The sequence below is a fragment of the Streptomyces yangpuensis genome (genome assembly GCF_024666385.1).
GTDB classification, from domain to species: Bacteria; Actinomycetota; Actinomycetes; order Streptomycetales; family Streptomycetaceae; genus Streptomyces; species Streptomyces yangpuensis.
Window position 1 is genome coordinate 694,485 of sequence record NZ_CP102514.1, and the last position, 21,530, is coordinate 716,014.

16 protein-coding genes are annotated in these 21,530 nt (G+C 72.9%); 5 read left to right on the top strand and 11 right to left on the bottom strand.

The window, feature by feature from the left end; all coding sequences use genetic code 11:
- Positions 1-105: 105 nt before the first annotated feature.
- Entirely contained in the window at positions 106-561 is a 456-nt protein-coding gene (locus tag NRK68_RS03350; RefSeq protein WP_183065820.1) for a (2Fe-2S)-binding protein, read from the bottom strand.
- Between the two features lie 21 nt (positions 562-582).
- Positions 583-2,811: a xanthine dehydrogenase family protein molybdopterin-binding subunit gene (locus tag NRK68_RS03355; protein WP_257854866.1), complete on the bottom strand. Its 2,229-nt coding sequence runs from the start codon at positions 2,809-2,811 to the stop codon at positions 583-585.
- 487 nt (positions 2,812-3,298) lie between these two features.
- Here NRK68_RS03355 and NRK68_RS03360 point away from each other — a divergent pair, with 487 nt between their 5' ends.
- On the top strand, positions 3,299-4,720 hold the full coding sequence (locus tag NRK68_RS03360) for a PP2C family protein-serine/threonine phosphatase (protein WP_257854867.1): 1,422 nt from the start codon (positions 3,299-3,301) through the stop codon (positions 4,718-4,720).
- 218 nt (positions 4,721-4,938) lie between these two features.
- Here the strand turns inward: NRK68_RS03360 and NRK68_RS03365 are convergent, their stop codons facing one another.
- Positions 4,939-6,438, bottom strand: a complete 1,500-nt coding sequence (locus NRK68_RS03365) for a DNA-binding protein NsdB (protein ID WP_183065817.1) — start codon at positions 6,436-6,438, stop codon at positions 4,939-4,941.
- A 229-nt stretch (positions 6,439-6,667) separates the two neighbouring features.
- Between NRK68_RS03365 and NRK68_RS03370 the strand changes: the two genes are divergently transcribed.
- From NRK68_RS03370 to kstD, 3 genes are all read left to right on the top strand, one after another.
- Complete coding sequence (locus tag NRK68_RS03370) at positions 6,668-7,792, top strand: aminoglycoside phosphotransferase family protein (RefSeq protein WP_046778129.1); 1,125 nt, start codon at positions 6,668-6,670, stop codon at positions 7,790-7,792.
- A 155-nt stretch (positions 7,793-7,947) separates the two neighbouring features.
- Positions 7,948-8,340 (top strand): MmcQ/YjbR family DNA-binding protein, encoded by a 393-nt coding sequence (locus NRK68_RS03375; protein ID WP_257854868.1) that lies wholly within the window; start codon positions 7,948-7,950, stop codon positions 8,338-8,340.
- A gap of 160 nt (positions 8,341-8,500) precedes the next feature.
- Positions 8,501-10,294: a 3-oxosteroid 1-dehydrogenase gene (kstD, locus tag NRK68_RS03380; RefSeq protein ID WP_183065815.1), complete on the top strand. Its 1,794-nt coding sequence runs from the start codon at positions 8,501-8,503 to the stop codon at positions 10,292-10,294.
- A gap of 65 nt (positions 10,295-10,359) precedes the next feature.
- On the opposite strand, the gene NRK68_RS03385 is transcribed toward kstD, so the two are convergent.
- From NRK68_RS03385 to NRK68_RS03420, 8 genes are all read right to left on the bottom strand, one after another.
- Complete coding sequence (locus tag NRK68_RS03385; protein ID WP_030960903.1) at positions 10,360-10,860, bottom strand: hypothetical protein; 501 nt, start codon at positions 10,858-10,860, stop codon at positions 10,360-10,362.
- Between the two features lie 467 nt (positions 10,861-11,327).
- A complete protein-coding gene (locus NRK68_RS03390; protein ID WP_308296041.1) occupies positions 11,328-14,150 on the bottom strand; it encodes an ATP-binding protein in 2,823 nt (940 codons plus the stop codon).
- Positions 14,151-14,365: 215 nt separating this feature from the next.
- Positions 14,366-14,782, bottom strand: a complete 417-nt coding sequence (locus tag NRK68_RS03395) for an ACT domain-containing protein (RefSeq protein WP_257854870.1) — start codon at positions 14,780-14,782, stop codon at positions 14,366-14,368.
- A 107-nt stretch (positions 14,783-14,889) separates the two neighbouring features.
- The gene (locus NRK68_RS03400) at positions 14,890-15,117 is read right to left on the bottom strand and encodes a DUF397 domain-containing protein (protein WP_373024377.1); all 228 of its coding nucleotides are present in this window, start codon (positions 15,115-15,117) and stop codon (positions 14,890-14,892) included.
- Positions 15,118-15,249: 132 nt separating this feature from the next.
- Positions 15,250-16,416: a thiolase family protein gene (locus NRK68_RS03405; protein ID WP_183065812.1), complete on the bottom strand. Its 1,167-nt coding sequence runs from the start codon at positions 16,414-16,416 to the stop codon at positions 15,250-15,252.
- Positions 16,413-17,570, bottom strand: coding sequence for a thiolase family protein (locus NRK68_RS03410; RefSeq protein WP_183065811.1), 1,158 nt, complete (start codon positions 17,568-17,570; stop codon positions 16,413-16,415). Before NRK68_RS03410 ends, NRK68_RS03405 begins: the two co-directional genes overlap by 4 nt.
- On the bottom strand, positions 17,570-18,532 hold the full coding sequence (locus tag NRK68_RS03415) for a Zn-ribbon domain-containing OB-fold protein (RefSeq protein WP_183065810.1): 963 nt from the start codon (positions 18,530-18,532) through the stop codon (positions 17,570-17,572). The genes NRK68_RS03410 and NRK68_RS03415 overlap by 1 nt, the downstream gene beginning before the upstream one ends.
- 336 nt (positions 18,533-18,868) lie before the next feature.
- A complete protein-coding gene (locus NRK68_RS03420; RefSeq protein WP_183065809.1) occupies positions 18,869-19,669 on the bottom strand; it encodes a crotonase/enoyl-CoA hydratase family protein in 801 nt (266 codons plus the stop codon).
- Positions 19,670-19,857: 188 nt separating this feature from the next.
- Here NRK68_RS03420 and NRK68_RS03425 point away from each other — a divergent pair, with 188 nt between their 5' ends.
- Positions 19,858-21,495, top strand: a complete 1,638-nt coding sequence (locus NRK68_RS03425) for an acyl-CoA synthetase (RefSeq protein WP_183065808.1) — start codon at positions 19,858-19,860, stop codon at positions 21,493-21,495.
- Positions 21,496-21,530 lie beyond the last annotated feature (35 nt).

A 21,530-nucleotide genomic window follows, 5' to 3' on the forward strand; every position in this document is an offset into this window, starting at 1 on the left:
AGGACGAACCCTGCGAACGGCCGCTCACGCGCATAGGTTTGCCCACGAGCGGCCGGATCCCGGGGGCGTGCGTACGGACTCGGGGGAGGCCCCGGGATCCGCCGCTCACATCCTCGCGGCCGCGCTGCGGATCGCCTCCCGGATACGGAAGTAGGTGCCGCACCGGCAGATGTTGGCGATGGCGTCGATGTCCTCGTCCGTGGGCTCGCGGGTGCGCTTCAGCAGCGCGACGGCCGCCATGATCTGACCGGGCTGGCAGAAACCGCACTGGGCGACGTCCTGTTCGAGCCAGGCCTCCTGCACGGGGTGGAGATCGTCACCGTCCGCGAGACCCTCGATGGTGGTCACGGCCCGGCCCGCGCACGCCGACACGGGTACCACGCACGGGCGGACGTCCACGCCGTCGAGGTGGCTGGTGCAGGCCTTGCAGACGTCCACCCCGCAGCCGTACTTGGGGCCGTGGACGCCCAGCATGTCGCGGAGCACCCACAGCAGGGGCAGGTCGTCGGGCGCGTCCACGGTGACGCTCCGCCCGTTGACGGTGAAGGTGTGCGAGGGCACGGCGTACTCCTGGCTCGGCGGTCAGCGCGGGTAGGGGGTGAAGTCGACGTCGAAGTCGAGGGGGAAGCTGCGTGGCTTCGAACCGGTGGCCCGGGCCCAGGCGTTGGCGATGGCGCCGACCGCGGCGGGCACGCCGAGCTCGCCCGCGCCGCCGGGTTCCGTACCGGTGGCCGGCAGCACGAGGACCCGTACCTCGCGGGGGGTGTCGCGCTGCTGCGCCCAGTGGAACTGGCTGTAACTGCCTTCCAGCGGAAGCCCCTTGTCGATGTGCAGCCCGGCCCGCAGGGTGGTGGAGATCGCGTCGGTGAGGCCGCCGATCATCTGGGCCTCCAGCCCGCGCGGGTTGACCGGCAGGCCCACGTCCACGGCGATGACGGCCTTGGTGACCCGGACGCGCCGCGGATCGCGGGTGTCGATCTCCACCAGGCACGCGGTACGGGACTTGTACTCCTCGTGGAAGGCGATGCCCTGCGCGCAGCCGGGCTCCATCGCCCGCCCCCAGTTCCCTGCCGTGGCGGCCTTGTCCAGGACGGCACGCTGGGCGTCGGTCTTCAGGAAGGTGCGCCGGAAGCGGTACGGGTCCTTGCCGGTGGCCGCGGCCAGTTCGTCCACCATGATCTCCTCGGCCCCGCGTGTGTTGGCGGAGTACACCGAGCGCCACGAGGCGGTGGGGATCCCGGTCGACACCTCGGTGAGGGCCTGGGTGGTGAGACCGAAGTGGTACGGGGACTTCACGGTGGTGTGGAACAGGGTCTGGGCGAGGGTGGCGTTGCCGATGCCGAGCGGCAGGTGCGCCGCGGTCGCGGTGATGATCTCGCCGAGCCCGTGCCGGAAGTCGGTCTCGGCGGCGGCGACGCGGTGCTCGAAGCTGAGGACCTCGCCCAGCAGGTGCGTCGCGCGGATCCTGTGATGGGTGGCGGGGCGCATCCGGCCGTGGCGCGTGTCGTCCACCCGGGTCCACATGAGCTTGACCGGGCGGCGGCAGGCCCGGGAGATCCGGGCGGCCTCCAGGGCGGCGTCGAAGAAGAGCCGCCGGCCGAAGGAGCCGCCGGCCTGGACCACGTGCACCGTCACCTTGTCCAGGGGCAGGCCGAGTTCGGCGGCGATGGTCTGGCGGGCCACGATGGGGGACTTGAGGCCGGACCAGATCTCGGCCCGGTCGTCCCGTACGTCGGCGACGGCGCAGTTGGTCTCCATCGGGGCGTGGCTGACGAAGGCGAAGTCGAACTCGGCGTCCACGTACGGGGTGAGCAGCGGCGGCACCAGCAGCGGCGGGGTGGCGGCGCGCAGCCTGGTGCGGATCTCCGGATCGGAGAGCTCGTCGGCGGGGCCGGGGCCCCAGGTGACCCGGAGGGCCGACTTGGCGGTGATGGCCTGCCCGAAGGTCTCGGCGACGACGGCGACCCCGGTGGGGACGGTGACCACGTGCAGGACGCCGGGCATGGCCCGGACCTCGGCGAGGTTGGCGACGGTGCGGACGGTGCCGCCGAAGGTGGGCGGGCGGCGCACCACGCAGGGCCTGGCGCCGGGGACGTCGAGGTCGAGGGTGTACCGCTGGGCTCCGGTGACCATGGCGCGGGCGTCGACCCGGCTCGTCGGCCGGCCGACGAGGGTGTGCTGCGCGGTCTTCTTGGGGGTGGCGCCGAGGACGACGAGGCCCGGGTCGGCGGCGGCCGCGGCGAGGTCGCCGTAGCGGGCGGTGCGTCCGTCGGGGGCGCGGACGGTCCCGTCCGCGGTGGTCAGCGACGCCGGGGAGAGGCTCCAGCGGTGGGCGGCGGCCGCGACGAGGCGGGCCCGCGCGGTCGCCGCACACTGGCGGACCGGCCCGTAGAGGGAGCGGATGGAGTTGGAGGAGCCGGTGAGCTGGTTGAACAGCAGCTCGGGCCGTGCGTCGTCCAATTCCACGCGTACGTCGGCCAGGGGCGCGTCGAGTTCCTCGGCGACCAGCATGGCCACCGCGGTGGTCAGTCCCTGGCCGACCTCCTCGCGCGGCAGCCGGAAGCGGATGGTCCCGTCCGGCTCCACCGCGAGGGCGAGCAGGGCCGAGGTGGGCGCTCCGGCCAGGATGAAGAGGTCGCCGAGGTCGATCACGTCGGCGACGGCCGGCAGGGACGGCACCATGGCGCGGGCGGTCTGCGGGGCCAGCGCGTCGGCGCCGGCGCGGGTGACCAGGGCGAGGGTGGGCGCCGCCACGAGGTAGGTGAGGAAGGAACGCCGGCTCCCGCCGGTGGCGTGGTGCTGCCCGCTCATGGTCGTGTCCCCAGCGCTGCGCGGGCCCGCCCGCGCGGACCTCCCCCGGTTTATTACCGCCACGTAGGGTAGCGACCCGGCGCTGTGGTGGGAAGCCTCGATTCCGCCGACGTTCCGGCACGGGTGTCATCCGTTCGGGGGTATCACGGCGTGCGCAGTGAACCGGGAACCGCGTGCGTCCGTCCGCCGCAACGCCTCGTACACATCGGGCGTTTGATCGAGTCACGAGGGGTGGATGGCCGGATTCCGGCCGTCGGCCCCCGCCACACCCCGCGCCCCACCAGTCGGCATGCGTTCCACGCCCGCGAACCGCTGCTGACCGGATTCATTCGCACGTCACGCACGGCCCCGCAGGCCTGCGGCATATACCAGAAGCAAGAACGTAGCGGATGTTGCCAAACGCCTTACACAGTGTCGCCGCCTGTGCAACAGTCGTTACCGGTCCTTCCTTCAGACTTGGCCGTGCCGCGCCTGTATCGGAGTTCTCATGCCGTCCCACCTGTTCGCGGACCGTCCCGCGCAGCCGCCCGAGCCGGGGTCGGTGGACGCACTGATCTCTCAGACCCGGCGCCTCCGGGGAGACGTGGACGCGGTCCGCCGCGACACGGTTGTGGACGACGACGACGCCCAGGGCCGCTGGCAGCGCGCGCTGTGCGACCTCGCCGTGCACCACCTCGACGACCTCCGCGAGCACCTCGGCCAGCTCAAGGAGGGCCTGCCGCCGGTTCCCGAGACCAGCGTGTTCCCGCAGACGGCCCCCGAGACGGCGCCCGAGGCCCAGACGCGGGTCGGCAGCGCCGAGTGGAACCTGCTGACCGACGAGGTCAGCTGGTCCGACGAACTGTTCCAGATCTTCGGCCGGTCCCCCGAGTCGGGCGCCCTCCCCCTCGACGAGCTGGGCTCCACCCTGTTCTCCGAGGATCAGCCGCTGCTCACCGCGTGGGTCACCGCCTGCCTGGTGGACGGCAGGCCGATCGACGGCGAGTTCCGCATCGTCCGGGCCGACGGCCGGGTCCGGACGCTGCACATGAGGGGCGAGCCGGTCCTCGACTCCGACGGCTGCACGGCGTCCATGTGGGCCGTGCTGCGGGACGTGAGTGAACTGCGCCGGAGCCAGCGGGCGGTGCGCGAGTCCCGTGACTCGCTGCAGCGCCAGCGGGAGATCGCGCAGACCGAGCACCGGCTGGCGGTCGAGCTGCAGGAAGCCGTGCTCCCCCCGTGGCGCGGCTCCCTGCGGTTCCCGCACAGCGGTACCGGCACGCTGGACGTGGCCGCGCACTACCTGCCGTCCGCGAGCAGCGCACTGATCGGCGGGGACTGGTACGACGCACTCGAACTCCCCGACGGCTGCTCGATGCTGACGGTCGGCGACCTGACCGGTCACGGTGTGACCGCCACCTCCGGCATGGCGATGATGCTGGGCGCCCTGCGCGGCATGGCCATGGCCGGGATCGCGCCGGGCCCGCTGATGGGCTGGCTCAACCAGCTCCTGGAGACCTCCGTCCAGCCGGCCCTCGGTTCGGCCGTGTGCTGCCGCTACGACCCCGCACGCCGGGTCCTGTCCTGGGCCCAGGCGGGCCACCCCGCCCCCCTGCTGTTCCGCCGCGGGTCGGGCCGTGCCCTGACCCCGCCGGACGGCGTCCTGCTGGGCGCGACCTCCGGGGCGGCGTACGGGCAGGCCGAGGAGCACCTCGAAGCGGGCGACGTACTCGTCCTGCACACGGACGGTCTGACGCCGCGCAGCATCGAGTTCAGCCGGGCGGACGGGACCGAGCGGCTGCTGGCCCTCGCCCCGCGGCTCTCGGCGGCACGGTCGGCCCAGGACTGCGTGCGGCTCGTGATCGAGGAGTTCGGGGAGAGCGAGCGGGAGGACGACGCCTGCGTGCTGGTCGCCCGGGTCGGCGGCTAGTCGCACAGTGACCGGCCGGCCGCGGGGTCGGCCGTACGGACCATCAGGGCCGCGCCGGAGGGCGCGGCCTTTCTCGTCCGCGCACCTGCCGCCTGCGAACCTGTCGTCGACGTAGCGGCCGTGGGGGGCCTGGAGGGCGCACGGAAACCGGGGCACGCGGTGGCGCGGGGGGCGTGGGGTGTCGTACGCCTGAGCCTTGAGATGCGCTGGTGCCCGGCCTACACCCCGGCGGCCGGCCGGCCGCTCGGCGCCGGCGAGTCGGGGAGGGCCAGCTGGATCTCCTGGCGCAGGTCCTCGATGCGCCCGTACCCGGCGTACTGCGCGGTGAGCCGGTACATCTCGCGCAGCCGGTCCCATGTCCGGTGCGAGGAGGTCTCGTTCATCGAGACGAGGGCCAGGCGCGCGTAGCGGTCGGCCTGTTCCGGCTCGTCGGCGATGAAGCAGGCGGAGGCCATGGAGATGTAGTCGAAGATCTGCGAGCGCTGGTAACCCTCACCGCGCAGCCGAAGGGCTTCCCTGGCGTGGCGCGCGGCGATCGGCGCCGCCGTGGCGTCGTGGTCGGCGAGGGTCCGGTAGGCGAGGGCCTGCATGCCGTGCAGGTCCGCCTCGTCGAAGTGCTGCATCCAACTCGGCGGCGGTACATCGCCCTTGTCGGAGACGAAGAGTTCCTCCGCCTCGCCCAGGGTGCGGCGCATGGCCTGGCCCTTGCCCATGGCGGCCTGCGCCCAGGCCTCGATGGTGTGCAGCATGGCGCGGGTGCGCGGGAGGGTCTGCTCACCGGAACCGGACTGGGCGAGCTTCATCAGGTCCAGGGCCTCGTTCGGCTTGCCCAGGTGGACCATCTGGCGGGCGGCGCGGGACAGCGCCTCACCCGCGCGGGGGCGGTCGCCGCCCTCGCGGGCCGCGTGCGCGGCGATGACGAAGTACTTCTGCGCGGTGGGTTCGAGGCCCACGTCGTGCGACATCCAGCCCGCGAGGACCGCCAGGTTGGCCGCCACCCCCCAGAGCCGCCGCTGGAGGTGGTCGGGGTGGTGGTAGGCGAGCATCCCGCCCACCTCGTTGAGCTGGCCGACGACGGCCTTCCGCTGCAGCCCGCCGCCTCTGGACGCGTCCCAGGCGCGGAACACCTCGACGGAGCGCTCCAGCGCCTCGATCTCCTGGGAGCCGATCGGGGCGGCCTCGTAGCGGTCGTATCCCGCTGGGTCGGCCTGGAAGGAGTCGCCGAATCGCCCGGGGGTCTGCTTCGCCCGGGCGGGGTCGGTGTGCAGCCAGTCGTACATGGCGTTGGTGAGGGCGGAGCCGGCGGTGAGCACGGCGCCCGCGCCCATCAGACCGCGACGGTTGAGCATGAGGTCCATTCCCGTGAATTCGGTGAGGACCGCGGCTGTGCGTTCGGGCGCCCAGGGCATACCGTCCGGGTTCTCGCGAACCCCGTCCGGCTGCCGTCTGGAGGTGCGCCGCTGCCGTACGAACCCGAGGTCCTCGATGGTCACGACACGACCGAGCCGCTCGGTGAACAGTGCTGCCAGTACCGTGGGCACCGGTTCGCGGGGGCTCTCCCCCATGTCGATCCAGCGCCGCACCCGCGAGGTGTCGGTGGCCAGCTGCGGGTGGCCCATGGCCGCCGCCTGCCGGTTCACCATCCTCGCCAGTTCGCCCTTCGACCAGCCGGCCAGGCCGAACAGGTCGTTCAAGCGGGTGTTTGGACCTTTGCTCACGTCAAGCCCCCAGGTTCTCGGCTGAGTTGACAGTAGCCCGCCGTCAGATGCCCAGCGACTATTCGCCAGGCTTCGCCAGGGCGCGCCCGATGGTTCGCCACCTTGCGCCGGGTGTCAGGTAGGAATGCGCCTCCCCGCCCCGGTCACCGGCGGAACTCCCCAGGGTGAAGCACGGGATCGGCGGGGTGGCGTACGCAACTCGTCGGCGCACGAAGGGATCCGTATCACCATGTACGCAGCAACGTCCTCCGTGTCCGCACCGGTCCGGTCGCACCGCACGCTCCCGGCGGGCGGCGGCTCCTACCTCGAACCCGGCCGCCCGTCGGTACCGGTGCAGGGCGCCGTCCGCGCGCGGCGCATGCCGGGTACGGGATCGCAGCCCGTCAGCGGAAGAATCGACCTCTCGGGGCCGCAAGGGGCGCAACTGCGCACCGCGCTGGCCTCGGTGCAGCGGATCTGTCCGGAGTTCGCGCCGGTGCAGGTGCTGCGGCGCAGCGGCCGCTCGGTCCTGCTGGTGGGCACCACCGGACGCATGACGGCCGTGGCGAAGGTTTTACTGGACCACTCGCCGGAATGGCGTGAGCGCTACCGCCACGAAATAGCGGCGTACCGGGCGTTCGTCCGGCACCGCCCGCCGGTCCGGGTGCCGCGGCTGATCGCCGCCGACCCGGAGAACTGCACGCTGGTGGTGGAACGGATGGCGGGCCGGGTCGCGGCGCTCCAGCGGCACCCGGTGGAGCCGCCGCCGCGGGTGGACCTCCGGGCGGCCCTGGGTGCGGTCTGCCGGGTCAACCAGTGGCAGCCGCCGGCCGAGCTGTTCGGGACCCCGATGAACTACGCACGGCGGATCGCCCGCGACTACGAGTTGGGGCTCCTCACCGACCGGGATCTCGGGGACCTGCAGAAGCTGCTGCACGGGGTCAAGATGTCGGGGACGGCGCTGCAGTTCAACCACGGCGACGCACTGCTGTCGAACCTGCTGCTGTCCCCCGCCGGTCCGGTGCTGCTCGACTGGGAGCACGCGGGCTGGTACCTGCCGGGCTACGACCTCGCCACCCTGTGGACGGTGCTCGGGGACGCCCCCGCCGCCCGGGCGCAGATCAGCCGGCTGGCCCAGTCGGCCGGTCCGGCGGCCCGGGACGCCTTCCTGATCAACCTGATGCTGGTCCTGACCCGGGAGATCCGGATGTCCGAGACGGCGGTGCAGCGCTCCATGCTGGCGACCGCCCCGACGCAGCCGCTGCCGGCGGGCGCCCTGTCCTCCGGGGAGGAGCAGCGGCTGCTGCTCCGTCGCCTGCACGACGACGCGGGGATGGCCCGCAGGGCGGTCCGCGCGGCGGTGGGCACCCGCTGACCCTTCCTCCCCCCTGACGCGAAGTCCCGTGGCTCCCACCGCCACGGGACTTCGCTCGTTCGCACTCCGGAAGCGCGGTGCGGAAGTCCGGCGCTGTCACAGGACTCCGCTAGCGTGGGAGCTCTGGGGGAACGGACGATCGACGGGAGGCGCTGATGACGTCCGGAGTGCGCAAGTGGGAGGCGGTACGGGAGTTCGCCCTCGGCCTCCCGGAGGCCTTCGAGGACCATCCCTGGGGTCCCGAGGACTGCGTGGTGAAGGTGAACAAGAAGATCTTCGTCTTCCTGGGCAACACCGACGGCCCGGGCCGGCCCGGGCTGTCGGTCAAGCTCAAGGACGAGGCGCTGCACGGGCACGCGATGTCCGCGCCGGGGGCGGAGCCCACCGGGTACGGGCTGGGCCGGTCCGGCTGGGTGTCCGTACCGCTGGCGGACAAGGGTGCGCCGTCCGTGCAGGTGCTGTGCGAGTGGGTGGAGGAGAGCTACCGCACCGTGGCCCTCAAGCGTCACGTGCGGGAGCTGGACGCCCGGATCCGGACGGAGGACTGAGCGGAGGGCACGGCGGAGGACCGGGTTGAGGACCGAGCGGAGGGCCGGGTCCCGGGGCGCCGGATGGCTTGACATCACATGATCCCCCGAACACCTTTTCTGACTCAGCATCAGACATGCTGGAGTCACTCTCTCCTCCCCACTCCGCTGGAGCCTGCCCATGTCCGCAAGCGCTTCACGCACGTCCCCCGCCCCCCTCCCGTCCAGACGCGCCGTCCTCGCCGGCACGGGGGCCGGGGTGCTCGCCGCCGCCGTGCTGCCGTCCGGCGCGGCCCGGGCCGACGGGGTCCAGGCGGGGCCGCCGCTCGGTGAGTACGACGTGGTCGTGGTCGGTTCGGGGGCTGCCGGGATGACGGCCGCGCTCACCGCCGCGAAACGCGGGCTGAGCGTCCTGGTGATCGAGAAGGCCCCCACCTTCGGTGGGTCGGCCGCACGTTCCGGGGCCGGCATCTGGCTGCCGAACAATTCGGTGATCCTGGCCGCCGGGGTGCCCGACACCCCGCAGAAGGCGGCGACGTACCTGTCCGCCGTCGTCGGGCCCGAGGTTCCGGCCGACCGCCAGGCCGCGTTCCTCGCGAACGGCCCCCGCATGCTGGACTTCGTGATGGCCCACAGCCCGCTGCGGTTCCGCTTCATGGAGGGGTACAGCGACTACTACCCCAACCTTCCGGGCGGTCTGCCGAACGGCCGGTCCATCGAACCGGACCAGATCGACGGGAACATCCTGGGTACCGAACTGGCCCGCCTGAACCCGGCGTACATGCCGGTGCCGGCCGGGATGGTGGTCTTCAGCCAGGACTACAAGTGGCTGAACCTGGCGGCGGTGAGCGCCAGGGGCCTGGCCGTGTCCACCGAATGCCTGGCGCGCGGCACCAAGGCGGCGCTGCGCGGCGAGAAGCCGCTGACGATGGGTCAGGCCCTGGCGGCCGGACTGCGGGCGGGGCTCCAGCGGGCCGGGGTGCCGTTGTGGCTGAACAGTCCCCTGGTGGACCTGGTCCGGGAAGGCGGCGCCGTCACCGGTGTGGTGGTGGACAAGGAGGGTGCACGAGGCGTCGTACGGGCCCGCAAGGGGGTGATCGTCGGCTCGGGCGGTTTCGAGCACAACGCGGCAATGCGGGTGCAGTACCAGCAGCAGCCCATCGGCACCCAGTGGTCGGTGGGCGCCAAGGAGAACACCGGTGACGGCATCCTGGCCGGTCAGCGAGCCGGGGCCGCGCTGGCCCTGATGGACGACGCGTGGTGGGGGCCGTCGATCCCGCTGCCCGGGGAGCCGTACTTCTGCCTGGCCGAACGCACCCTGCCGGGCGGGCTGATCGTGAACGCGAACGGCACCCGGTTCGTCAACGAGGCGGCGCCGTACAGCGATGTGGTGCACGTGATGTACGAGAAGGACCGCGGCGCGGCCGGTACGCACATTCCGGCGTGGCTGATCGTCGATCAGAACTACCGCAACAAGTACCTGTTCAAGGACATCCTGCCGACGCTGCCCTTCCCGGACGCGTGGTACGAGGCGGGCGCGGCGAAGAAGGCGTGGACGTGGGACGCGCTGGCGGGGCAGATCGGCGTACCGGCGGGCGCGCTGCGGTCGTCGCTGAGCCGGTTCAACGCGCAGGCGTGGAGCGGTACCGACTCCGACTTCCACCGGGGCGCCACTGCGTACGACCACTACTACACGGACCCGAACGTGCTGCCGAACTCGTGCCTGGCGCCGATCTGGGTGCCGCCGTTCTACGCGTTCAAGATCGTGCCGGGGGATCTCGGGACGAAGGGCGGCATCGTCACGGACGCACGGGCCCGGGCGCTGCGGGCGGACGGCTCGGTGATCCGCGGCCTGTACGCGGCGGGCAACGCCAGTGCCGCCGTGATGGGCCACAGCTACGCGGGGGCCGGGTCGACGATCGGTCCCGCGATGACGTTCGGCTACGTGGCGGCGAACGACATCGCGGACGCGTGATCGGGCGGGACCGGCCGCGCGGGGTGGTACGGGCCCCGCGGGTCGGTCCCGGTGACCGGGAGGGGTCAGCCCTGCTGGAAGAGCTCGGCGGGGAGCGGCTTCAGGAGGGCGTAGAGGTCGTCTGTGATCGGGCGGTCCCAGCTGGCGATGGTGACCAGGACATTGTCGCTGCGGTCGAACTGGACGCAGGAGATGCGGGACTCCGAAAGCTTGATCTTCCGGACGATGAGGAGGTTGTCGCCCTGCATGACGGGGCAGTCCTCGACGCCCGTGACCTCGACGTCCTCGTCGTTCTCCAGCGCGTCGAGGAGCTGGGCCACCTCGAAGGGGACCTGGCCGTCGGCGAGGTCCCGGGCCGGGGAGCCCTCGGGGAGGTTTCCGATGATCATCGCGGGGCCGCGTCCGCCGAACAGGTCGTAGCGGAGGAAGACCCCCTGGCAGCTGCCGTCGGGCGCGGGCAGCAGCCCGGCCCCGAGATTGCCCGGCCAGTCCCCCGGGTCCATGGCCAGGACATCGAAGTCCGGGCCGGCGGGTGTGGCGGCGCGGTGGCGGCGGAGGAAGGACATGCGGCCATGGTACGTGGCCGCGGGAGTTTCACGGCCCGGGGGCCCTTCATCCCGCCCCCGCGCGCGACCGGGCCCGTCAGACGGGTGGGACCGGGGTGAACCGGTGCGCCGGCAGGGCTGTGCCGCCCGTGACGTGCGGGGCTGTGGGCGGGACGCGGCGCCGGAGGGAGCGGGCCGGGCCCCAGGTGGAGCCGGCGGCCCCGCCGGTCACCGGCGCGGGGGAACCCGGCTCCAGCAGCACCTGGTCACCCGAGAAGAGGACGGTCCAGGATTCCGGGCCGCCCGTACGCCGGAAGCGGTACCTCTCCCCCGTACCCGGCGGTGCCTGCTGCCAGGTGCGGCGGGCCGGTGCCCCGACCTCGACGCTCCGGGTGGCGGCGACGACGGCGACGGACGGGTCGCGGGGCGGAGGGTTCTGTCGATGTGGTCCATGGGGGCGCTCCTGACCGCCCGGCGGCGGCCGGCGATCACGCTGAGCTACGGGCGAAGGCTTCCAGGGCGGCGCGCAGCCCGGACCTGTCGGTGCCGAGTTTGCGGCAGGCGGCGGACAGCACCCAGTCCGGGGACGCCGGCTCGGGCTCCTTCTCGGTGCGCACGGCGAGGTCGGCGGCCCGGATCTCCTCCTCGGTGACCCAGTCCGCCCGGGGCGGCGCGGGCGGCAGGGCGCCGCCCAGGCCCGTCAGGGTCTCGGTCGCCGCCTCCACCAGCCAGTCGGCGCCGCACTCCCGGGCCGTGACCACCGCTGTCGTCAGCAGGTCCGCGTCGCGCAGCCCGTAGCCGAGCGCGGCCAGGGCGCGGGCCAGTTCGTAGCCGGCGGGTGAGGCCGAGAGCAGGGTGACCGCCTCCCGGAGGAGCTCGGTCCGGTCCTGTGGCGCGGCGACCTCCGCCGCCACCCGGAGGGCCTGGCCGACGGCGGAGGGGGCGCCGAAGGCCCTGGCGCGCCGGACCGCGTCGGCGGCGAGGGCTCGGGCGCGCTGCGGATCGTCCGGGGCGACGGCCCGCGCGAGGTGCAGCTGCCACGGGCACCAGGCCGGGTTCTGGATGCCGCGCGGGGTCAGCCGCCGGTCCACGGCCTCCAGTTCGGCGACGGCCTCCCGCACCTCGCCCCGGGCGAGCAGCAGTTCGGCGTAGACGGTCTGGGAGTCGGGGAAGACCACGGCGGCCGGGAAGGGGGCGCCGAACTCGTGCTCCTGTGCCAGCTCCCAGGCCTCGTCGACCCGGCCCCGGGCGAGCAGTGTCGTGAGGAGGATCGCGATGGCGTACCAGTGCACAGGGGTGCGCCGGCCGACGCGTTCGGCGAGCCGGAGGCCGGACCGGGCCAGTTCCTCGGCCTCCACGAGCCGTCCGCGCCGGTAGCGGATGTAGGCGCGCAGGCTGTAGGCGAAGGACAGGTGGGCGCCGCGCCAGCCCTGGCGCTCGAACTCGGCGGTGCCCTCCTCGAACAGTTCCTCCGCCCGGCCGGGCCGGTCGGCGTACATGTGGACCATGGCGGCCAGTACCGGGACCTCGAAGCCGCGGTCCTCGTGGGCCCAGCTGAAGGGCCGTTCCAGTACCCGGGCGGCGTGGTGCAGCACCACGTCCACCGGTTCGCCCCGCAGGCAGGCGTCCCAGGCGCGCAGGGCGATGACGTACCGCTCGGTGAGGTCGCGGCCCGTGAGGCGGTCGGCGAGCCGGGTGAGGCGCCGGGAGCGGGCCGGGGAGTCGGTCTCGGCGGCGTTGAAGGCGTCCCACATGAACTGTTCGGACTGCAGGCGCAGCCGGGCCCGTACGTCCGGGGTCCGCGCGATCTCGCGGGCGAGTGATTCCGAGGCCTCGGCGAGGCGGTCGCTGTGCGCGAGGACCTGGGCGAGCCGGATGACGATGCCCTGGCGCAGGGCCGGGTCGTCGAAGGGCTCGGCGAGCGCCGCCCGGAGGTGGTTGACGGTGTTGGCGGGCTCGGTCAGCAGGGAGGCGCAGCCCAGTTCGTACAGTACGGCGGCGCGTTCGTCGAAGTCGGGTGGCTCGCGCAGGGCGCGGGCGAGCTGGCGGCGGGCGGCGTCGGGGGCTCCGGCGCGGAGGTTCTCCGCGGCGGCCTCGCGCAGGGTGCGCACCACCCAGGGGTCGTTCTCGGGATGGGTCTCCAGCAGGTGGCGGGCCGCGGCGGAGGAGCCGAGGCCCGCGTCGACGACTGCGGCCGCGGCCTTCCCGTGCAGGGCGACGCGCAGCGCGTCGGGGATGGCGCGGTAGATGGCGGTGGCGATGAGGGGGTGGACGAACTCCAGTCCGGCCTCGCCCTCCTGGTTCGCCGTGGATCCGGCGGCGGACAGGATGCGCGCGTCGCGCAGGCGGGTGGTGGCGCTGACGGCCTCCTCGCTGCCGAGGGCGGCGACCCGGGCGGCTATGTCCTGCGGGATGGCGGTGCCGAGGACGGCGCAGGCCCAGGCGAAGCGGACGGTGGAGGGGCCGAGGCGTTCGAGGCGGGCGACGAGGCCGCTGCCGCGCTGTGCGGCGGCGAGGTCGGCCAGCTGGGCGGCGTTCTCCTCGACGGGCCGCAGTCCCCTGCCCCGGACCTTGGCGGTGAGTTCGACCGCTTCGAAGGGGTTGCCGGTGGTGACGGCCCACGCCTCCTGGCAGAAGGCGTCGTCGGCGTGGTCCCCGAGGGCCTCGCGGACGAGGGCCGCGACGGCGGCCGGGGTGAGCGGGGCGAGGGGCAGCGGGCGCTGTCCCGCCCGGCCCGGCAGCGTACGGAAGGCGTCGGCGTGCGCGGGCAGTTCGTCGGGGCGGTAGGCGACGACGAGGAGCAGCGGGAGGTGTTCGGCGCGGGGGGCGAAGGCGGCGAGCCAGCTCAGGGATTCGGGGTCGGCCCAGTGGGCGTCGTCGAGGACGAGGGTGACGGGGGCGCGTTTGACGACGAGGTGGGTGAGGACCCAGTCGAGGCCGTCGCGCAGGCCCTGCGGGTCGGGCGGGGCGCCCTGTTCGGGGGCGCAGAGTCCGAGGGCGGGGCCGACGATGGAGTACCAGCCGCCGAGGGCCGCGCGCAGTTCCTGCTCGGAGTGGCCGGCCAGTTGCGGCTGGATGAGCTGGCGGGCGACGTGGAAGGGCTGGCTCTGCTCCTGTTCGCCGCCGCGGGCGGCGAGGACGGTGCAGGAGCGGGCGTGTGCGCGGCGGCGCAGCTCGGCGAGCAGCGTGGTCTTGCCGAGTCCGGCGGGCCCGGAGAAGGCCAGCAGCGCGCCGCCGGCGGCCGGCCCGGGACCGGTGAGCTGGTCCAGGGCCTCTTCGACGATGGCGAGTTCGGCTTCGCGTTCGACCATGGTGCGCCGTGTGCGCGTCCGGTGGTCCGTCATGGCTGGTACCCCCCAGGCCTGTTCTGGGAGATCAGCGTACGCCCGCGCACATCGCGGGGGATCCCACTGTCGGAAAGAATCCGATCTTCTTTTCCGACGGGGCTACGGCGGGGATCCGGCGGGGATCCGGTGGGGATCCGGCAGGGTTCCGAGCGGGTTTCGAAGAGTGTTCGAGAGGGCTCTCAAGCCGATCGTTCCTGTCCGGAACGTACCGCCAGGTCTTCCAGGAGGGCCACGGCCTCGGCGGCCCTGTCCGCGGCCACGAAGAGGTGGTCGTGGTGGTGTCCGGCGATGACGTTGCAGCTCAGGCCGTGGGCGCCGAGTTCGGTGGCGAAGGCGGCGGTGAGGCCGACGGCGTCGAGGGCGGAATGGACGCGCAGGGTGATCCAGCCGGCCGGGTAGTCGTAGGCGAGTCCGGCGGCGTCGGCCTCCTCCTGGCGCAGGACGAGGGTGAGGCCCTCGGGCTCCAGGACGGTGGCGACGGGCGCGGTTCCGGCGGGGACGGCCGTGCCGGGGACGGTGCAGAAGACGTACACACCCTCGTTCAGCTCGGGGCGCATACCGCTCAGCAGTTTCCGCAGGTCGCTCTCGCCGCTCATGCCCGCCACCCTACCGACCGGCCGGGTCGGTCCAGGGTACGCAGCACGTACGCCGGCCCCGTCCTGCCGGGTCCACCGCCCCGGCGGGGGCGGGGCGGTGGTGTCGGTCAGGTGAGGTCGAACTCCCCGCCCCGGGCGTTGCGTACGAACGTGTGCCACTCGTCCGGCGAGAAGATCAGGGAGGGGCTCTCGGGGCGCTCGCTGTTGCGCATCGCGATGAAGCCCTCGACGAAGGCGATCTGGACGTCACCCGCTCCCCGGCTGCTCGACTGCCAGTCCGCCCCGGTGAGATCGAGGTCCGGCTTCCCCCAGCCGGCGAGGGGTTGTGAAGTCATGCTCTCGGCCACGTGCGTGCTCCTCCCGGTACGTCGTCCGGGGGCCAGGTTAGCCATCGCGGCGGGTGCCGCACAGGCCACGGTGAGTCACTCGTGACCGGTCCGGCACCCGGGCGGGACGGACGACTGCGTTCAGCCGGTCGGTTCCTGCGCCCCCACCAGCCACATCGCGAAGAACTGCGCGCCGCCGCCGTACGCGTGCCCCATGGCCCGGCGGGCGCCGGGGACCTGGTGTTCCCCGGCCTGGCCGCGTACCTGCAGGGCGGCCTCGGCGAAGCGGATCATGCCGGACGCGCCGATCGGGTTGGTGGACAGCACCCCGCCGGACGGGTTGACCGGAAGGTCGCCGTCGAGCTCGGTGACGCCGGCCTCGGTGAGCTTCCAGCCCTCGCCCTCCTCGGCGAAGCCCAGATTCTCCAGCCACATCGGCTCGTACCAGGAGAACGGCACATACATCTCGACCGCGTCGATCTCCCGGCGCGGGTCGGTGATCCCGGCCTGCCGGTAGACGTCGGCCGCGCAGTCCTTGCCGGCCTGCGGCGAGACGAAGTCCTTGCCGGCGAAGAGGGTGGGTTCGCTGCGCATCGCCCCGCCGTGCACCCAGGCGGGCGGCTTCGGCGAACGGGCCGCGCCCGCCCGGTCGGTGAGGACCATGGCGCACGCGCCGTCGGAGGACGGGCAGGTCTCGGAGTACCGGATCGGGTCCCACAGCATCGGCGATGCCTGGACCTTCTCCAGGGTGATGTCGTGCTCGTGCAGATGGGCGTAGGGATTCTTCAGCGCGTTGCGCCGGTCCTTGTACGCCACGAGTGAGCCGACCGCGTCCGGCGCGCCGGTGCGCCGCATGTACGCGCGCACGTGCGGGGCGAAGAAGCCGCCGGCGCCGGCGAGCAGGGGCTGCTGGAAGGGGACGGGGAGGGAGAGCCCCCACATGGCGTTCGATTCGGACTGTTTCTCGAAGGCGAGGGTGAGGACCGTGCGGTGGACGCGGGCGGCGACGAGGTTGGCGGCGACGAGCGCGGTGGACCCGCCGACCGAACCGGCCGTGTGCACGCGCAGCATCGGCTTGCCGACCGCGCCGAGCGCGTCCGCCAGGTACAGCTCCGGCATCATCACCCCCTCGAAGAAGTCGGGGGCCTTGCCGATGACGACCGCGTCGATGTCGGCCCAGGTCAGCTCGGCGTCGGCGAGGGCGCGCACGGCGGCCTCGCGGACCAGTCCGGCGATGGAGACGTCGTGGCGGGCCGCGACGTGCTTGGTCTGGCCGATGCCGACGACGGCGACGGGCTCCTTGTTCACCTTGGGTCCCCTTCCAGGACGGCGACCAGGTTCTGCTGGAGGCAGGGGCCGGAGGTGGCGTGGGCGACGGCCCGGTCGGATGCGCCCCGGTGGATGCGCGCGGCCGCCTCGCCGATGCGGATCAGGCCGGCGGCCATCATCGGATTGGCGGCGAGCGCCCCGCCGGACGGATTGACGGCCACCGTGCCGGGGCCGGTTTCGGTGCCGGGGCCGGTGCCGGGGTCCGTGCCGGTATCTGTGCCGGTGTCTGCACCGGTGTCTGTGCCGATGCCGCCGAGCCCGAGGGCCTTGCGGAGCACCACCTCCTGGGAGGAGAACGGCGCGTGCAGTTCCGCCGTGTCCACCGGCGCGTCGAAGACGCCCGCGTGCCGCGCGGCGATCCGGGTGGACGGCGAGTCGGTGAGGTCGCGCAGGCCCGGGCCGTGCGCCTCGATGCGGTGGTCGATGCCGGTGATCCAGGCGGGGCGCTCGCACAGCTGCCGCGCGAGGTCGCCGGCGGCGAGGACCACGGCGGCCGCGCCGTCGCCGACGGGCGGGCAGTCCCCGGTCCGCAGCGGCCGCACCTGGTAGTCGCCCTGCGGGACGGCGCCGCGCAGCTGGGCGTGCGGGTTGGCCGCGGCGTCGGCCCGGCTGCGCGCCGCGATGGCGGCCAGGGCGGACTCGTCGGTCTCACCCGCGTCGATGAGGGCCTGGGCCTGGAGGGCGGCCAGGGCCACCGCGTCGGGCCAGAGCGGGGCGAGGTAGTACGGGTCGAGCTGGCGGGTGAGGACGTCGCGCAGGGAGCCGGGCGAGGACTTCCCGTACGAGTAGACGAGCGCGGTGTCCGCCTCGCCGGTCTGGATCTTGACCCAGGCCTCGTAGAGGGCCCAGGCGCCGTCCATCTCGACGTGGGACTCGGAGATCGGCGGCCAGGCGCCGACCCCGTCGAGGGTCATGGTGAAGGAGAACGCACGGCCGGCCAGGTAGTCGCTGGATCCGGAACAGGTGAAGCCGATCTCCCCGGCCTTCAGTCCGGTGGCGGCCAGCACCTCGTGGAGGACCGGCATGACCATCTCGACTTCGCTGAGCTCGTCGGTGCGGCGCAGGTGGTCGCTCTGCGCGAAGGCGACGACGGCCACGTCGCGCGCGTACCTGCTCGTCCTGGGCGCGGTCATCAGATGAGCTCCTTGTACGCCTCGTAGTCCGCGTCCGGCTCGCCGGTGGGGCGGTAGTGGTCGGGGTAGCGGCCGCCCTCCGTCCAGACGGGCTCGACGCGCAGGCCCATGCGGACCTGGTCGTACGGAATGCCGCCGATCCGGCCGTGGAGGGCGAGGCCGGCGCCGTCGAGGGCGATGTGGGCGTAGACGTAGGGAACGTCGATGTCGAGGTTCTTGGCCTTTATGTTGACGATGCAGAAGGTGGTGACCGTGCCGGCCGGACCGACCTCGACCCGGTCGGTGGTGGCGACCCCGCAGGTGGGGCAGGCGCCGCGCGGCGGGACGTACACCTTGCGGCAGGAGGGGCAGCGCTCGCCGACGGTCCGCCGCTCGGAGAGGGCGTTGATGTAGGCGGTCTGGGCGCGGCCGGGGCTGTAGACGTAGTCGAGGCGGGCCTCGGCGACGATGCCGGTGACGGCGTCCTGGAAGACGCCGTCGTGGGGGGTGGCCCCGGTCGCGGCGGCGGGGGTTTCGTCCGGTTCGAAGCAGGCGATGTCGGTGATGGCGCCGGTGCGTTCGGCGGCCCAGCGGACGCGGACGCGCATGCCGGTGTGCACGGCGTCGGGGCCGGGGGCGTCGAGGGCGTGCAGGAGCGCGGTGTCGGCGCCGTCGAGCTTGACCAGGGCCCAGGCGAAGGGGGTGCCGAGGGGCTGGTTCGGGCGGGGCCGGTCGTTCCAGGCCCAGGTGGTGACAGTGCCGGTGGCGGCGACCTCGACGAGTTCGCGGACCTCCTCGGAGGTGACGGGGTCGTACTCGACGGGCGGGACCACCACCTTGCCGTCGGAGGTCTTCACGCCGAGCACGACCCGCTCGCGCAGGCCGGTGAGGAACGCGCCCTGAACCGGCCCGAGGGACCGGGTGAAGGGGAACTCGACGACGAGAGGCGCGCGGAGCACCTCCGGTGGGGAGGCTGCTGTCATGGTGAGTCTCCGATGCGATTGATTCCGGGTACGGCGTACGGCAAAAGCCGGCCCCGCCGGCGTCCGACGTGCGGGGGTTCGGGGGCGGAGCCCGACCTTCCAGCCCCGCCGACTTCGAGGCGCGGGGGTCCGGGGGCGGAACCCGACCTTCCCGCCCCGCCAGCGTCCGAGGACCGGTGTAGGGGCGGAGCCCCGACTTTCCAGCCCCGCCGGCGTTTGAGGCGCGGGGGTCCAGCGCGGAGCCCCCGGCAGCGGCGCCGCACCCGGGCACGGACACGGCCACGGCCACGGGTGGCCACGGGCACAAACACGGGCACGGGCCCGGCCAGGCCCGAGCTACTCCCGCCGGTACACCGGGGCCCGTTTCTCGGCAAAGGCCCGCGCCCCCTCCTTCGCGTCCGCCGTGTCGAAGACCGGCCAGCCTCGCAGGAGTTCGGAGGCCAGCCCCTCCGCCTCCGTCAGCCCGGCGGTCTCGTAGACCGACGCCTTGACCGCCTCGACCGCCAGCGGCCCGCACGCGTTGATCCGCTCGGCGATCTCCAGGGCCGCCTCGAGCGCCGTACCGTCGGGGACGACCCGCCCGACGAGCCCGATCCGCGCGGCCTCCTCGGCCGAGTACGGGCGCCCGGTCAGCAGCATCTCCAGCGCGTGCGTGCGCGGGATCTGCCGGGGCAGCCGCACCGTGGAGCCGCCGATCGGGAAGAGTCCCCGTTTGACCTCGAAGAGGCCGAAGGTGGCGCCCTCGGCCGCCACCCGGATGTCGGTGCCCTGGAGGATCTCGGTGCCGCCGGCCACGCAGTAGCCCTCCACCGCCGCGATCACCGGCTTGCGCGGCCGATGGTGCCGGAGCATCGCCTTCCAGTGCAGGTCGGGATCGGCCTTGAGGCGGTCCCGGTACTGGTCGCCGGCCATGCCCTTGCCGGCCAGTGCCTTGAGGTCCATGCCGGCGCAGAAGTCCCCGCCCGCACCGGTCAGGACCACCGAGCGGATCTCGTGGTCGGCGTCCGCCTCCAGCCAGCCGTCGTACAGCCCCACCAGCAGCGGCAGCGAGAGCGCGTTCTTCGCCTCGGGCCTGTTCATGGTGAGCACCAGCGTGGCGCCACGGCGTTCCACGGTCAGGTGTTCCGTCCCACCCATTGCCGTCCTCCCATCTCAAGACCTAGAACAGGTTGCAGTAGGGGAGGGTGCAGTTCAATAGTTTTCTGACACTCAGTCAGATTTCTTGGGCGGTTCCCTTCCCAGTTGCCGGCCACGGCGCTCTAATGACCGCCTGAGCAGCCGGCCACGGGGGCCAGTCATCGGGAGCAACGGGGTCAGGAGGAACGGTGGAGTACAACCTTGCCGACCTGTTCGAGTCGGTCGTGGACGTGGTCCCGGACCGCGAGGCCCTCGTGTACGTGGACCACCCCGGGACCGGCGCCGAGCGCCGCCTCACGTACGCGGAACTGGACGCGGCGGCGAACCGGATCGCACACCACCTGCTGGACAGCGGTCTGGTGGCCGGCGAGCACCTGGGGCTGCACCTCTACAACGGGATCGAGTACCTCCAGACCGTCCTGGCCTGCCTGAAGGCCCGGCTGGTCCCGGTGAACGTCAACTACCGGTACGTGGAGGAGGAACTGGTCTACCTCTACAACGACGCCGACCTCGCCGCGCTCGTCTTCGAGGGCGAGTTCACCGGGCGGGTGGCGGCCGCGCTGCCGAAGACGCCGCGGCTGCGGCACCTGATCCGGGTCGGCGAGACTCCCGAGGGGGCTCCGGAGCCGTCGATCGCACCGGTCGCTTTCCCGGACGCGGAGGCGGCCGGCTCGCCCGCGCGCGGGTTCCCGCCGCGCAGCGCCGACGACCTGTTCATCATCTACACCGGCGGCACCACGGGCATGCCCAAGGGCGTGATGTGGCGGGCGGAGGACCTGTTCTTCGCGGGGCTCTTCGGCGGTGAGCCCTCGGGCGAACCGGTGAAACGGCCGGAGGAGCTGGCCGAGCGGGTGGCGGCGCGCGGCGCCGGGCTCACCTTCTTCCCCGCTCCCCCGCTGATGCACGGGACGTCGACACTGACCTCGTTCATCGCCTTCAACTACGGCCAGCGGGTGGTCATCCACCGCAAGTACGTCCCCGAGGAGGTGCTGCGCACGATCGAGAAGGAGAAGGTGTCGAGCGTGTCGCTGGTCGGCGACGCGATGCTCAGGCCGCTCATCGACGCCCTGAACGGTCCGCTGCGGGGCACGGACCTGTCCTCGCTGTTCAGCGTCTCCTCGTCCGGGGCGATCATGTCCGAGACGGTGCGCGCCGAATTCCAGAGCCTGGTGCCGAACGTCCTGCTCCTGAACAACTTCGGGTCCTCCGAGTCCGGTTCCAACGGCCGCGCGACGGACGACTCCGGCCCGGAGAAGGGCTTCCGCCTGGAGGTCAACGACCGTACGCAGGTGGTGGATCCGGTGACGCACGAGCCGGTGGCGGTCGGCGAGCCGGGGCGCCTGGCGCAGCGCGGCCACGTACCGCTCGGCTACTACAACGACCCGGAGAAAACCGCCGACACCTTCTTCCAGAAGGGCGGGGAGCGGTGGGTGCTGCTCGGTGACATGGCGACCGTCGACGAGCAGGGCATCGTGACGGTCCTCGGGCGCGGCTCGCAGTGCATCAACACGGGCGGTGAGAAGGTCTATCCGGAAGAGGTCGAGCAGGCGCTGAAGTCGCACCCCGACGTGTACGACGCCCTGGTGGCGGGGGTCTCCGACGCGACCTGGGGCAGCCATGTGGCCGCGGTGGTCCAGGTACGGCCGGGAGCCGCGGCGCCGACGCTGGACGAGATCCAGAGCCACTGCCGCACCAGGCTCGCGGGCTACAAGATTCCGCGGCAGCTGGTCATCGCGCCGGCCATACAGCGTTCCCCGAGCGGCAAGGCGGACTACCGCTGGGCGAAGGCGGTCGCGACGGAGGCGGACACCGGCAGCGCGAGCTGAGGGAACCGGCGGGTACGGGCCGGAGGGCGCCCCAC

Coding starts and splice junctions, on each gene's coding strand:
- NRK68_RS03355 (WP_257854866.1), bottom strand. CDS start 2,811: ATGAGCGGGCAGCACCACGCCACCGGCGGGAGCCGGCGTTCCTTCCTC.
- NRK68_RS03360 (WP_257854867.1), top strand. CDS start 3,299: ATGCCGTCCCACCTGTTCGCGGACCGTCCCGCGCAGCCGCCCGAGCCG.
- NRK68_RS03370 (WP_046778129.1), top strand. CDS start 6,668: ATGTACGCAGCAACGTCCTCCGTGTCCGCACCGGTCCGGTCGCACCGC.
- NRK68_RS03375 (WP_257854868.1), top strand. CDS start 7,948: ATGACGTCCGGAGTGCGCAAGTGGGAGGCGGTACGGGAGTTCGCCCTC.
- kstD (WP_183065815.1), top strand. CDS start 8,501: ATGTCCGCAAGCGCTTCACGCACGTCCCCCGCCCCCCTCCCGTCCAGA.
- NRK68_RS03385 (WP_030960903.1), bottom strand. CDS start 10,860: ATGTCCTTCCTCCGCCGCCACCGCGCCGCCACACCCGCCGGCCCGGAC.
- NRK68_RS03390 (WP_308296041.1), bottom strand. CDS start 14,150: ATGGTCGAACGCGAAGCCGAACTCGCCATCGTCGAAGAGGCCCTGGAC.
- NRK68_RS03395 (WP_257854870.1), bottom strand. CDS start 14,782: ATGAGCGGCGAGAGCGACCTGCGGAAACTGCTGAGCGGTATGCGCCCC.
- NRK68_RS03400 (WP_373024377.1), bottom strand. CDS start 15,117: ATGACTTCACAACCCCTCGCCGGCTGGGGGAAGCCGGACCTCGATCTC.
- NRK68_RS03410 (WP_183065811.1), bottom strand. CDS start 17,570: ATGACCGCGCCCAGGACGAGCAGGTACGCGCGCGACGTGGCCGTCGTC.
- NRK68_RS03415 (WP_183065810.1), bottom strand. CDS start 18,532: ATGACAGCAGCCTCCCCACCGGAGGTGCTCCGCGCGCCTCTCGTCGTC.
- NRK68_RS03420 (WP_183065809.1), bottom strand. CDS start 19,669: ATGGGTGGGACGGAACACCTGACCGTGGAACGCCGTGGCGCCACGCTG.